This window comes from Serratia sp. PL7 (assembly GCF_945957435.1).
Window position 1 is genome coordinate 1539611 of the sequence record NZ_CAMFLB010000001.1, and the last position, 13876, is coordinate 1553486.

Genomic DNA, 13876 nt, shown 5'->3' on the forward strand with positions numbered 1-13876 from the left:
TTAAAAATCTCCGGTTAAAGGAATGCGGTCGAGTGTTGCCCAGTTATAAATTGGCACTGGGTTACTGTTTTTTGTGATGTAGCGTGATACCCATGGTGACGAATCATGAACACATACCAGTGGGTATATGCTTCCATTATTTGCCGGGGTAGTATTTGTGAAACCAACCAGCAAATGATCTGTAGATGACGGTGCCTGGTTCAGGGTGAGGCGGACAATATCGCTGCCTACAATCTCTACAGACACCACCGACGCGCTACCAGATTCGAGGGAATAACCCTTGCCAGCGCAGTCGCCAAGGAAGTCGGTGTCGATGACCAGCGGCGGGAACGGCACATAATACTTAACGTCAATCACGTTGCCGTTGACAGCGATACTCTGCACCCGTGTACCCTTCCATGTCCCCTTTTTGGCAGGGTCATAAAGATGCCAATAGACCGCCTTTTCAATAGCCTCACCCTGCAACACTTTGCCGTATTGGTTCAAATGCGACAGTGAGCCGTCGTTATATAGCCAGTTGAGCCAGTATTTCGTTCCACACATAATAGAGTTGCTATGCTGGCGCACATATGTGAGCTGATCGGTGGCGGTAACTGAATACGGCTGAACAACTATCGGATCGCCAATCGGGTTACCCTCATCATCTACATCGTTGGCTTTTGTATTGATGCGGCTGCCAACTTGGTCAATCACGATAATCGGGCCGGTTGTGGCGCCAGTGATGCCTTTGAAGTCCGTAAGACAATCATTAAAATACGGGCCAAGCAATGACAGGTAACTCCCCGGCGTTGGGCAATTTCCGTTGTCGTTATCGGTCTCCCCGTGCTCAAACAAGATGAAGTCGTTGCGGAGAGGCTTACCGATTGACAGTGACAGCTCAGTAATGCGTGACAACATTGCCAGACTCTTCGTGTAAGCGAACGTCCCTTTTGAAATCCCAGATAGCGGCTGGCCGCCAGCGTTGCACGGCGCATTAATAATCGTCGGCAGATTCATGCCCGCATCACGCATTTCGTACATCAGGCCGTTTGCGAGTGGGATGTTATGCCCCTGCCGGTCGATGTTGTAGCCCATGTCCGTGATGCGGTCTAAATCGGTCTGGCTAACTGGTGCGCTGTTGCCGTCAGCGCGGCCTGACGGAGACAAACAGCGCCCGCGTAACAATGGGTCAGCGCCGACAACTCGAATATTTTGGGATGGCTTGTCAAATGCAGCACCCAAACTCTGCCCCAAACAGATGTAGCAAAGAATGTATGCCGCGGTTACTGGAATTTCGCGAATGCTTGGGATGAACAGTAAACCTGAACTGCCAGTGCCATCGTCTTTTTCAAAAGTGAAAAGCGCGGCATTATCAGAAACCGGCCTGGCACTGGTGACGTAATAATCATTCCACACCTGAGCCCCTTTCCAGAACAGGGCGGGCTTGCCGTTTACCATCTTAATATCGGCTGACGTTTTCCCGATCGCATCCTGCAGCGGCCCATCAACGCCTGGGATAAACCATTCACCGCGTCGATTTATGCGACCAAACCCAGCCCTGCCAGTCTCATCGGTAAACACATGTGCGGTATCGCGATATTTTACAGCTTGCCCGCGTGGTATTAACTGGCTGACGTGCGCTTGTAGTGATTCGCTTAATCCGGCAAAATGCGCGGCATTATCAGCATCGAAATACTGCAATGCCTTTTTCCCGGTGATGTCTGTTATTACATGCGATAGTCCTTTGTAATACGCACCAACAGCCCGAGGGATTAACTGATAAACATAATCCTGAATTGCCGCCTGCATCCCGGCAAGCCATAGCCCACGATCTTTGTCTATAGCTAATGCGCCATCAATTTCATTACCTACATAGAAGGAGAATTTACCATTACCTTTCAGCGTGTAATAGAGTCTCAAAAGATTAAACTCATCAACGCCTGACATGGCATTTTCTGCAACATGGCCAACCTCACTGATGAAGTGCGTACTTGGATAACTTTTTTCTGTTTTTATTGGCACGCCAGCAACGTTCTGCCATACATCAGCAATGTTATTGATGTCGTCAGTCCAGACAAAATAAAATGCTCCAACTGGAATTTCACCAGATGCAATAGCAGAACTCGCCTCAGCCTCCGTCCATGGATGTCCAAGTGGAGCAATATTAGCCAATGCACCTGCCCACGTATATCTTTCAACCCCAAATCTATCAACATAAGTTTTTGCGTCTGAGTTTACTATTTGGTCTACTTTCCCGGCGTTAAATTGAAAATCTTGCACCGCTTCGCTAGGGATTTGATTTGTAGTTGGTGTGGTAGCCATTTATTCAGTTACCTCGTAATTATACATTTCATCGTTGTATTCAGACATGGTTAACGAGGTAGTCCCGTCGCCATTCGGTTTCTTTTCCGTGATCGTCCATTTCGTTGCATCCATCTCCACCTGCGAGGCGATGACGTAACGAGATGGCGACTGTGTGTTGTAGCCGTCATAGAGGTTGAGGGTTATTTCTGGTACTGCTGCAATGAAGCCAAATATGCTATCTGTGCGAGGAAATGCCTGGACGCGCGCTGTAGGCGCACCGATTGCATCAGTGATGACGACAAACATATCCCCAGCCCATTCGATACGTTCGCTTGTGTCAAAGTTGTTACCGTTGCGCGCGACGATATAACCATCCTGCTGGTTAGCGTCGTAGATATCGGCTACTTGCACCATCTGGCCGACATTCACCCACTCTCCATCGGCAAGCGCACGAATAGCCATGGTTTGGCGTGAATACAGCAGCCGGCGAACTTCTTTCAATGCCCGATCCCGCGCCTGGAAAGAATTGCGGATAAACAGCATATCGAATTTCTTCGCCTTTACCGGCTCCCCTTCTTCAATCGAGTTGCCGACGATCCGGTAGCGGATGAATGCCTGTTTATTCGTGATCGGGTTGCGATACTTGACCTCTACCCCATCAAAACCACCGGGTAGAGTCATGTCGTAGGAAAGGCTGTAATCCTCCGCTTTCATGTTGGCGCGGTTGAACACCGTTGTTGCGCTTGGCTTACGCTCATCGCGCGTAAAGGACAACACTCCGCCATCCCAAAACGCGGTTACGGTCGCCGCATCACATATTGTCTGAATTCGAGAGCCCAGCGAGATGTCTTCGTCATCGAAGGTGTAATCGAAGTAGCCCAGGCGCTGATCCGGCAACGATGCCGCGATAGAGTAAAGCTCGTAGATGTCGATGCTCGACTCTGGCTGACCGCCAATCTTTAGCCAGGTATGCAATACAGCGTCTGCAAAAGAACGTGACGGCCTTTCGGTGTAATCGACAGTCTGGGTCGCAAGGTCATAACTGATAACGTGACGGGTGATGAGCGCGTTGTATTTTCGATCTCGTGCACTTGTCGCCCTCTCAGTTGCCGTGACAGTCACTGTTACCAGAGTATCGCTTGGGTAAACGACATTCTCTCTTATTCGGACGCTGTGAATGGCCTCTACTTTCAACACGCTATGGTCATTACTGTTGTTAGTACGCCTGAAAGATACAGCGTAACGACCATAGCCAGCAGTTGGTGTTATTTTGAACGTGGAGTATTTGTTGTCACTTTGCTCATCGTCGTTGCTTACGCCAAAGTTAAATCCTTCAATCGTCCCTGGTATCGCGCTGTTATTATCGTCAACCTGCCAGATTGTTACGTCTGTTCTCGCATAATCGCCAGATCCGAGCTGTCCATTAAGATGCACCCACAGCTGACTCCCCGGTACAGGGGAGAACGAAGGCCCGATAACCAAAGCTTCATTATCATTTAATGTGAAAATTGCCGGGTTTATCACTGTGCCACTTGGCAAACTAGAAAAATCTGGGCCAGATAAATTTCCGATTGTGAACTCATATAATGGGCTTGGCACTGAAGGCGGATTGGTCGGTATGGTCCTCGCAGAAAATATATCGCCACTTACCGTTATATTCTTTGTCACCGTACCTTGTGCTGATTCATAGGTGACGTTTACAACAAAGGTTACAGAGTGAGGAAAGGCGAGATCATAGAAATAGTCGAACTCGTCCTGTTTAATTATCTGTATAACTGCCTCACCTGCAATAAAGTAAGCATCATTCACGCTTGTTGATGTCGCCGTTTCTGCTGGGAAATCACCGCTCTCGTTAGGCCCAGGAAGCTCCTGGCCGTCGATGTCGTCGAAAGCGAACCCCTCATTGATTAGTGGGATGTTCTCGCCTGGCTGGTAGATACGGTATGAGGCGCCAGCCAGCGCGCCGAGGTTAGATTCTGAGTATCTAACAGACGTGACGTCATATTGACCAAGCCCAAAGTTCATCCACTCGATGACCTTCTTGATGTTGTTGTCGTACTCGAATAACGACTCTTGAATCAGATCAGGGAACGCGCGCACCTGGCCGTAGTTGTCAGGCTTTGCCTCGCCGTTGCGCGCGATGTTGGTTTGTCCTTTCAGGCTGTTGTTTGGTGACGTTTTCGCATTACTTCCTGCTGCTACGCTGGTGCTTGGTTGTCCGATGAGTGATGAAAGAATTTTTTGAGTAAATTTTATCGGGTTAAAGTGCTCTAAAGGATTGAGGATTGTTCCAAGCGTGCCGTTTTTCGGTTGGTCGAACACGTTGATCACGTCGCCATCGTTGAGAGGAAAATTCAACTCATCATCATGCTGCAGCTTTACGCCGTTACGCAGAATTTCGACATCGCAATGAAGGTTGGCCGATTTCAGCCAAGGATAGAACATGCTGCCGGCGGGCCGATTATGACGTTCTTTCGGCAACCCTGGCACACGCTGAACTTCGATCAACGGCATAGTCGTAAAACTCCAATTTGGTGAAAACTCGTTCCAGTGTCCGCAGCTTGTCAAAGCGCACATGCCCCGATTCGCCGCGGCTATGAAATGCTTGCCCATCAATGACTAAACCGACGTGAGCTGGCTGAGCGCCGTAATAAGCGATAAAAATGCTACTGTCGGACGCTTTCTCGACCTGGTGCCAGAACACAACATCACCGGAAAAGCACGTCAGGAAGTCGCTGCCGGCTTCGTAGTCCGCTGTTTGGTGTATCTCTATGCCAAGCACGTGCCGGTAATAAAGCACCACCAGCCCCCAGCAATCAGCCTCGTTGAACGAGCACGCCCGATCGCGCCATGGTTTTCCATCCATGGCACAGATGAAGTCAGATTTATGCATTGGCAAGCCCTGGGAAGTCGGTTGTGTTGTAGAGGAACCCGATATTGTTGTTCAGGGGGTTTTGCAGCGTCAGCGAGCACGTAACATCGCTTTCGTCCATTGCTACATCCTTCACATAGAGCGTCCACGACTTCAGAGGCGTATTCATGTCCGCCGCATCGAAACGCTGATACATGGCAGAGATTGGCGTTATGCGTGAGTGCGCGCGCCACTGCTTAAGTTGCTGTTTAAAGTCCTGAGCCAGACGCCCAAACTTGGCTGTAGAGTTGATCACAGGCGTGCTACTCTGTTGGCTCTCTGCAACCTCCATTCTGCATGGCGAATACACCTGGCCAGCGAATGTCTTCGGGTATATCTGGTTAGCCACCAGCCGGAGAACGCCAAATGCCGGATGGCTAAACGTCATCGTGTCGTAGATGATCCGGTTGGGCCGCTGTGACTGAAATTCTCGTAAGGTAGGCATTCAATACTCCGGCATGTCGCGGTTAACCACTTCATCAATGATCCCCCACTGGCCTGGAGGAAGCTCAACAATGACGTCTGAGAATTCATCATCCGGGTTGTAGACCTTCCGGGTGATTACGCTCGCCGTCCATGTCGTTGTGTTGCCGTTGATGCTCGTTTGAACCGGCGGCGCCACGAAATGCAGTTCCTGCATCTGCAGGCCAGAGCCACCCAGATTGCACAGCATCGTGAACCACTGATTGCCGTTATCCAGGTAGCGAGGGCTGCGATACCACTGCTCGAACGCTCGATCCTCCTGGAGAGTGAAAATCCACGTCAGCGACCAGGTGGTTTTGAGGTCATCTGTTAGGCGCTGGAATATCGGCGCACCCACTGCCGGCTGATCGGCGCGAAACCCGGCATCAATTGTGCGGCTCTTGTTGGCCTTCTGGGGAAGGGATAGCCAGTCGGGATAAGGTATTGCCACGGTTTTCTCCCGGTAATAAAAAACCCGCCGAAGCGGGTTGTGAGGTTTGATTTCTGCTATTCAGTGGCTTTACGAGGCGCCTGGTGATACCGGGATATTCCCTGGCTGATTTCACCACCCTGCTGCAGATCTGCCAGCACAATGCGCACTACATCACCACCATCCGCCCCCCTGCTAGCCTGGGCATCCATCACACCAGCGCCAGATGAGTAGTTTTCGATGATGATGGTTGGCGCCGTACTTCCGCCGGCCGTCATCTGCTTATTGCTGATCACCTTGCCGTTATCACCGGGTATCATGTACTGCTTACCTGTGCTGGCTTGGTAAATCTCAGGAAGACCGCCCTCGCCAACTTGGTACATGCTGCCCGACCTTACAGGGCCGCCATTCTTTCGCTTCCCTGCCAAGCTGCTAGACAGCGCCATAGCAGCAACAACTGCGCCGATACCAATCGCTGCAGCTCCACCGAATGAACCGATAGAAGCAACGATAGCCGCTGGCGTCCAGGCGGTTGTGGTCGCCGCCGCCGCCGCTGTGCTCGCTGCTGTCGTCGTAGCCGTTCCAGCAACCTGCGCGGCAGTGGTGGCGGCGATAGCCGAAGTTTGCGCTGTTGAGCCCATAACTGCCGATTTAACCCAATCAACTCCCATCTGAACAAAGGCATTCACCAGGCTATTAAGGACGGTTGAACCAAGCGAACGCGCTGCCTCTTCCGCGCTCATGCTGCCGGTGATAATGCCAGTGAAGGCATTGGATGCGTTGCCGCCGAGTGCATCCAGTGACGCAGCTAGTGCCTCATTCCCTGCGTTCTGATTGCGGAATATCTCCCATTGTGCCGCGATCCGCTGTTGTTCGTACTGAGTATTCGCCGCCCTCATCAACTCAAGTCCACGCTGGGTGATTACCCCTTTCTCAGTCTCGAACTGTTGGATCAGCGCCAACTTTTGCGCGTTTTCATTGGCAAGCTGCTGCACTGGGTCAACCATGCCGGCGGCTTGCTGTTGAGGGCTTACCACAGCTTCAGCCCGGATTTTTGCCAAGTTAACCTGATGCTGTTGCTCCAGTTGCTCAGCCGTGGTGTTGTACTGCTCCTGGCTGATTTTCTTGGCCGCTAACGCCGTGTTTAAGTCCTTCACGTCCTGATCATAGCTGGCATTCTCTTTGGCTTCTGGCAGGAGCTTCTCTGCAGCCGCCTGCGCCTTGATAGCGTTGGCCGTATCCCACTTTTTGGCAGCGTAAGCACCAGCCTCAGCGATCTGGGCCTGTGTAGCTCCTTTACCAAGAGATAGTTGAGCATTGAGGATCGCTTGCTCGCGGCTCCATTCACTTGCTGAATCTGCCGCAAGTTCAGACTGTTTCCTCAGATTTTCTACCTTCTGAGCAACGCTTTCCGCCTGGTTGGCTGATTTTTTACCCTCAGCATTGCTTTCTTTCTGGGCTTTGGTATTCCGCTCTATCTCGGCATACTGATCTTGGAGTTTCTTCACTCGCGGATCATTCTTAGATATACCAGCATCTTCAGCATCATACACTGCCTGTAGCCTGGCCCTTGCTTCCCCTTCTAGTTTCGATAGTTCTATGCGACGCTGAGAACGCTTCACCAATGCATCTTGCTTAGGGTTTGCAGTGCCAGAATTATTGAAATTAATCATGCCATTGGCTGCGTTTTCTGAAGCTTTTGCAACCGAATTCAAGTCGCCGATCAGTGTGGCCGCTTTGTTACTGAGTGCCGCTAACGCCTGATTTTGTTCTGACCAGCCATCAAGCCCAAGCCATGACCACGTCCTTGCTCTTCGTGCATACATTTCGCCAGTTGACGTGAGATCTGCAATCTTCTGTGATGCCGTCTCTGTTTTGCCACTTAGCCTATCTATTGCTGCGCTGATGGAGTCAATAACCTTCACCATGGTTGCGCTAGCGCCCATAGCTTCGTTCATTTTCCCAATTAGATTTTGAAGGGAAATCGTAAGGGAGTTGCTCGCCTGATCCATCGTTCTTGGAAGCTTCGAGAATTCATCGTTAACTGCCGATGACTGCTTCATGATTGCATTAAGTGCATCCTGAGCGCTCAACTTCCCCTCGAGCATTGCTTGTCGCAACTGCCCCATTGATAGCCCCATCCCTGCGCCAATCTGTCTAGCAAGTTCAGGCATTTGTTCAAGGATAGAGTTAAATTCTTCAGCTCTTACAGTGCCGGAGGAAATAGACTGGCCGAATTGTCTTAATGCATTTGCCATCTCTTCTGTAGAAGATCCGCCAACTCGCCCTATTTTCTGAAGCGTATCGGTTAATGCAAGTATTTGGGTGTTTGTTGCTCCAGTCCCTTTTAGCGAAGAGGTCATCGCTTCCCACAGCTTTGCCGTATCCCTAAGGCTAGCGCCAGTAGTCGATGCTATGGCCGTCAACGCTTCAAACGTAGACATTGCTGTTGCGGCGTCAGTTGATAGCCTGAGGATCCGTGACTGAAGTTGCGTAATGTTATCGGCGACTGTCAAAAAAGCCTTGCCGTAATCGATAATCAAAGCAACTGATATTGCACTAGCAACACCGCTCAACACTGATTTAAACCCAGACATAGACCGACCAGCACTATCGGCAGAGGATGTCAGTCCATCAACAGCTTTAGATGAGCGATTGGCTTGTTTTTCCATCTCCCCTAACACGACAGCTGCTTGACGGCTACCTGTGACCATTTTTGCAGTTTCAATATCAACTTGGTAAACCAAGCTACCGCCGTCCTGCTCTGCCATGTTCTTTTCTCCGGGCATAAAAAAACCTCGCGAGTGCGAGGTTGATAAAATGTTGGGTATTGTCTAGCGGCAGATTTCGATAACTGATCGTTCATCTTGGCCGGGAAGAATTTTTTCGCTTAGCACATAGTTTACTTTCCCTGAAACCGCCCCGGCCTCTGTTTTGTAGAAAACAGCGAAGTCTTTATATCCTTTGAAACTATTCTGGTTGGTAGACATGCCGCAAACAACTCCCTTACTGGTTCCATTGGATAATTTAACGACCCTGACTAATTTCATGTCTTTAAATTTAACAGCCTCATTATTTGGAGTTGAAGCTGTTATTTCCTTCTGTGCGAAGTCATAGGCATCTTGCTCATCGCCTCCGCACCCTGATAACGCAACAGTCAGCATCACGGTGAAAAAAATCTTCTTCACATCCCTATCCCCATCAATCAAAGATGACCAGAGCTTAGCAAAGGGCGCGAAGTCGGCAACTAAAACAGTAGAAAGTCACTTCAGTTTCTTCTGCAACTCATAGACTTCGAGACCAATCTTAAGCAGGCTTTGAGCAACCTCTGCAGGGTCTACCCCAAGCCTTTTCGCCTCTTTTTCAATATATGCATACGCTTCGTCAGATACATCTATTGAAACAGGCAATTCACCCCTTTCATTTCTTTCATTTTTAAAATCGTGAGTGTCGCCGAAAGCCAGCCACTCGAATGGAACCTGCATAGCATTTGCTAGACGTGCAACGACTGGCTTGCTTGGTTTATTTACCCCAGCTTCATATCTTGATATCTGGGCTGCCGCAACACCGGATTGCTTCGCCAGCTCATTCTGGGACCAACCAATCATCGCTCTACGCTCAATGATTCTTGAAGCAACAGAGTTATCGTTAGTCATAGTTAGTATTGACACCTCATCAAAACGGCTTTAGCATCATCATACATGACTAGTTATGACTTTTGTATACTCAACATAACAAGTTATGTCTGGTGTACTTGACACCAAAGAGCGAAGCCCCAGCTGCGGGAACAGCCAGGGCTTCTGATTTGTCCCCCATCCCCACAAGGATAAAAGACATGAACAGTATATCAATTCTTGAAGCAGTTAACACTTCGTCCGTCCAGTTCCATGGGCAACCTATCATCACGGCTATGGTCGCCGGCGTGGCCTATGTGGCAATGAAGCCTATCGTTGAAAATCTCGGCATGAGCTGGTCGACTCAGCAGACCAAGCTTATGAAGCAACAGGATAAATTCAACTGTGTTCATATGAACATGGTTGCCGCAGATCGAAAATTTAGAGACCTTTTGTGCCTGCCACTTCGAAAGCTCAACGGCTGGCTGTTCAGCATCAACCCGTCAAAGGTGCGCGCCGACATCCGCGACAAGCTGATCGCCTATCAGGAAGAATGCTTCACCGTTTTGCACGACTACTGGACGAAAGGCGCCGCCGTTCGGAGGCCAGGAACAACCGTCGATGAAAGAACGCCACTGCGCGATGCGGTGAATATGCTCGTCAGCAAGAAGCATCTGATGTACCCGGAGGCGTATTCCATCATCCACCAGCGCTTCGCCGTAGAGAGCATAGAGGACTTAACGCCTGAGCAGATCCCGCAGGCTATCGAGTACGTTCACCGCGTCGTGCTTGATGGCGAATATCTGGGTAAACAAATAGAACTACAGATGCCAGCCAGACAATTCGACGATAGCGAACTCTACCAACTTGTTTGCCTCTGGAGCGTGGCTCTATTGATAAGACAGGACACTCAGAAGATAACCGAATCCCTGGCACCACTTGGACTTCCGATAGCTGTTAAGGTGAATGCAAACGCCAACGATCTGGATGGGTTTATACGCAGCGCCGGCCTGCTGCTTCTGCGTGAGAGCAGTCATATAGCTAAACAGGTTAACCCACCGCTGAACTGGCGACTTGAGATAACGCGTATGCAGTCAGCACTTCACTGATTAATAGCCCTCATTTTTGGGGGCTAGAACGCAAAAAGCCCACTCAGGTGGGCTACTAAATAGTGTTTAATTTTCATTTAGCTGTTTTACAATCACTTCCTTAAAAGCTTCTTTAAGCAACTCGCTCGCCTGTTCTGCTGTTACTGGATCACGGAATTTCTCAAGACCAGTCAAAAAGCCGATGCTCCCATCCATAAAGTTGATTCTTTCAATAGTAAGTGGCACAGAGAAATAAAGTTTCTCCGCTCCTGCTAGGATTGTAAACTGCAAATTAAAATCAATTTCATTATTTTTCATTCGCAATTCATCAAATTGCGTAACTTCATTATTCTGAATAGCTTTCAAGTCCTCCATCTTAACGGATGTCAAGCTTAAAAAACATGAAACAACTTGATTAAGATGGTCAATTAATTGCTTTCTAATGATTTCTTTGCTATTTAAAATTTCATTTACATAGTAGGCCAGAGTATTATCCATATTCTCCACTTTTTCCTGAATATTCCAGTTATAGATGCGGGTTTAAAGGATGTTTTATAAACATTGAATTTCAATCATAAACTTATACTATTCTTGCTGCAAGGTACCATATACAACATAGAACTTTTCCCATATTGTCAAAAATTCCTTCCCCCATCTACGGTGAGTCTGCCTGCTATTCGCCTTTGGCATTAATGACTGCTTGAAATCCATAGTTAAGGCTGCCGCGCAGAAGACTGGCATCGTCCGTGACGATGAAGAGCAATGCTGCTACGACACAGGCCAGGTAGTTTTGATTAGTTAACAACGTTACGATTTTTATCATGGTTACCTCCTCTGATTTTTTGTGAAGTAAGGTTGCAACAAAAATCAAAGATAGACCACGAAAAAGGGCCGCAAAACGAGGCAGAAAACCACCGGTGACCAAAAGCAAAAACCCACCTCTTGGGTGGGCTTTGTTAAACAGGTCTAATTAGTCTTCTTCGATCAAGGAAGAAACTAATTTTTCTACCTCTTCTGCATCCTGAATGCAGACTACAGCAGCAACGCGATTAATTTTTTGTGAAAGCTTGTAATCCGCAGAAACTCTGTGGAAATGCTGAGTTTTGAGCTTTAACCCTATTTTTTTAACCAGCACAGGGTCGAAACCATGATCTTGAGCCGCCTCACCACTACAAAGATAGGTGTAGAACCTTGCGTGCGTGCCACCAGGTATCTTCACACCCTGTTTATCGACTGTGGGAACTGAGCCACCAACCACTCGTAGCGCAGAATGATACATGCAATAGTAGGCTCTACTTACGGCATTGCGAGTCCATTGCTCACCGGATTTAGCAATGGAAGCCTTCGCCAATTCCATAAAGCAATCGTGATTTACAGGCATTCTTTACCACCTGGTTCAAAGAACCCAACGCAGCAACCTGTCTCTAACCCAGCATCGATCATTTCGTCTAACAATTCATTGTTCAAAGCTTGAATGTAGTCTGCATCGTCTGTATTTACAAACAAACAGAACCCCATCAAACCTTCATCATCATCATCTACTCGACTGATATCTGAGGGCAGACGATGGCGCTCGGCTACTGACATAACGACTTTCGCTACAGCACTTACCTGTTTTGCCTTGTCTCCATACCCAAGCATGCGCTCATACATAGCTATTGCCTGCGTGGCTGGTTCGCTCAGTTGTATTTCCATAGCTCTTACCATGGGAACCACCTTATCCAGCAACTCCATATCAGCCCAAAAGGCTCCGATAATCAATGCCTCGACCAGCAATGCTGGCTCTCGGACAACCAAAGAGCGTTTGAGAATCTCCAACTGCTTGCTGTGGAAGGTCTTATTTCCAACTACTCTGGAGAAATTCCCCCACGACACAGCATCATAAGGTGCTAGAGCCAGGGCCCTCTCGAGCAGTGAGTACCCTTCTTCAAGATCGTCACATACGACCCTAACCAGCCCTTCGATAGAGAGCCCCTGATAGCGATCTGGCAACTTTCTTGCTTCTACGATAACCCTTCTAACCTCGATGTCACTGAGCAAGTTCTCTCCTTTGATAAGAGAGGGGGTCAGTATGTCGATCAGCTCGCCAGATTTTGGTTGTGGGACTATCATCATTCTTCTTATGTGCTGTTTTTAGTGACAAAAAATGCAACGCTTAAGGCATTGCATCAAAATTCGACCTTACGTACGCTTCGAAGTGTATTACCTTAGTCATATTCTTTCAATGTCGACAGCACGTTTTCTCACCGTCTATTGCTCTCTATTGCTCTCTATTGCTGTCTATTCGCCCTGTAGTGAGCCCATAAAATCCATCGCATATCCCCATGCATGCAAAACTCGCTGCTGTAGTTTGGTTCTGCTGCGATTTTGGGCTATCGATTTTTTTGCGTTTTCATCATCGCCTGCCAGCGCTTCTCATCTTCGTCCATCACCTGATCGTACTCTTCGCGCGTGAAGCCTTTCTGCTCTGGGTACTTTGCCGCCAGCAGCAACTGAAACTCAGTCATCGAAAGGCGCTCTGCTTCGGCGCGAGGCATGTGGAAGTGGTTCCGTGCTGCGCTGATGTACTCGAAGGCGTTGAACTCGTTCACGTAGCTGTTCGACTCGTGTCGCTGCAGCTTGCGGATCTTTGCTTTACCGATGATACCGTGAGTGATCAGTGATTGGCCGATTACGATGATATCGCTCGCCGGCATCTTGCCGCGGCGAAACACGAAAGCCCTTTTCCCTCGTTTGCTTGGTCGCAACTCCCCCACCAGCGCGCTAAGGTCATCATCACAGCATGCCTGCATGACGATCATCCCGGCGAATATTGCTGAGCTACTGAATGACGGTGCGTTGATGTATGCCAGCAACCACCCAGGAACCTCACCGTATGCCTCTGCAGCGGCTTCAAGTAACCGTGGCGCCTCACTGGTATGGAGCTCAGCAAAGCGCTCTACAATCTCCGCTGGCGAGCCTATACGGGTCATGTTTGCGAACGAAGGTCGAAGGAAGTAATCGCGATCGGCATCGGTGATGACCATCTCGCCTAATTCAGTGATTGGTGTCATTTTATATCCATATTGACGAGCATCCCTGCCCGATC

General features: G+C 49.0%; 14 protein-coding genes. 1 reads left to right on the top strand and 13 read right to left on the bottom strand.

Features of this window, described 5'->3' with window-relative positions; translation table 11 throughout:
• From N6G83_RS07180 to N6G83_RS07215, 8 genes are all read right to left on the bottom strand, one after another.
• Window positions 1-2301 carry a hypothetical protein gene (locus N6G83_RS07180; protein WP_260514976.1) on the bottom strand — a complete coding sequence of 767 codons (2301 nt, stop codon included), beginning with the start codon at window positions 2299-2301 and terminating at the stop codon, window positions 1-3.
• Window positions 2302-4797: a host specificity factor TipJ family phage tail protein gene (locus N6G83_RS07185; RefSeq protein ID WP_260514977.1), complete on the bottom strand. Its 2496-nt coding sequence runs from the start codon at window positions 4795-4797 to the stop codon at window positions 2302-2304.
• A complete protein-coding gene (locus N6G83_RS07190) occupies window positions 4745-5176 on the bottom strand; it encodes a C40 family peptidase (RefSeq protein ID WP_260514978.1) in 432 nt (143 codons plus the stop codon). Before N6G83_RS07190 ends, N6G83_RS07185 begins: the two co-directional genes overlap by 53 nt.
• Window positions 5169-5639 (bottom strand): hypothetical protein, encoded by a 471-nt coding sequence (locus tag N6G83_RS07195; protein WP_260514980.1) that lies wholly within the window; start codon window positions 5637-5639, stop codon window positions 5169-5171. The genes N6G83_RS07190 and N6G83_RS07195 overlap by 8 nt, the downstream gene beginning before the upstream one ends.
• Window positions 5640-6107 (bottom strand): hypothetical protein, encoded by a 468-nt coding sequence (locus N6G83_RS07200; RefSeq protein ID WP_260514981.1) that lies wholly within the window; start codon window positions 6105-6107, stop codon window positions 5640-5642. It lies immediately after the preceding gene.
• Window positions 6108-6163: 56 nt separating this feature from the next.
• Complete coding sequence (locus N6G83_RS07205; RefSeq protein WP_260514982.1) at window positions 6164-8857, bottom strand: tape measure protein; 2694 nt, start codon at window positions 8855-8857, stop codon at window positions 6164-6166.
• 63 nt (window positions 8858-8920) lie between these two features.
• On the bottom strand, window positions 8921-9274 hold the full coding sequence (locus N6G83_RS07210; RefSeq protein WP_260514991.1) for a hypothetical protein: 354 nt from the start codon (window positions 9272-9274) through the stop codon (window positions 8921-8923).
• A gap of 75 nt (window positions 9275-9349) precedes the next feature.
• Complete coding sequence (locus N6G83_RS07215; RefSeq protein ID WP_260514992.1) at window positions 9350-9742, bottom strand: helix-turn-helix domain-containing protein; 393 nt, start codon at window positions 9740-9742, stop codon at window positions 9350-9352.
• A gap of 179 nt (window positions 9743-9921) precedes the next feature.
• On the opposite strand from N6G83_RS07215, the gene N6G83_RS07220 reads away from it, so the two are divergent.
• Complete coding sequence (locus tag N6G83_RS07220) at window positions 9922-10809, top strand: phage antirepressor N-terminal domain-containing protein (RefSeq protein WP_260514994.1); 888 nt, start codon at window positions 9922-9924, stop codon at window positions 10807-10809.
• 66 nt (window positions 10810-10875) lie between these two features.
• Here N6G83_RS07220 and N6G83_RS07225 read toward each other — a convergent pair whose 3' ends face one another.
• From N6G83_RS07225 to N6G83_RS07245, 5 genes are all read right to left on the bottom strand, one after another.
• Window positions 10876-11286: a hypothetical protein gene (locus tag N6G83_RS07225; protein WP_260514996.1), complete on the bottom strand. Its 411-nt coding sequence runs from the start codon at window positions 11284-11286 to the stop codon at window positions 10876-10878.
• A gap of 175 nt (window positions 11287-11461) precedes the next feature.
• Entirely contained in the window at window positions 11462-11719 is a 258-nt protein-coding gene (locus tag N6G83_RS07230) for a hypothetical protein (RefSeq protein WP_260514997.1), read from the bottom strand.
• Between the two features lie 39 nt (window positions 11720-11758).
• Window positions 11759-12169 carry a hypothetical protein gene (locus N6G83_RS07235; RefSeq protein ID WP_260514998.1) on the bottom strand — a complete coding sequence of 137 codons (411 nt, stop codon included), beginning with the start codon at window positions 12167-12169 and terminating at the stop codon, window positions 11759-11761.
• Window positions 12160-12828, bottom strand: coding sequence for a hypothetical protein (locus tag N6G83_RS07240; protein ID WP_260514999.1), 669 nt, complete (start codon window positions 12826-12828; stop codon window positions 12160-12162). The genes N6G83_RS07235 and N6G83_RS07240 overlap by 10 nt, the downstream gene beginning before the upstream one ends.
• A 332-nt stretch (window positions 12829-13160) precedes the next feature.
• Complete coding sequence (locus N6G83_RS07245; protein ID WP_260515000.1) at window positions 13161-13841, bottom strand: DUF6246 family protein; 681 nt, start codon at window positions 13839-13841, stop codon at window positions 13161-13163.
• Window positions 13842-13876 lie beyond the last annotated feature (35 nt).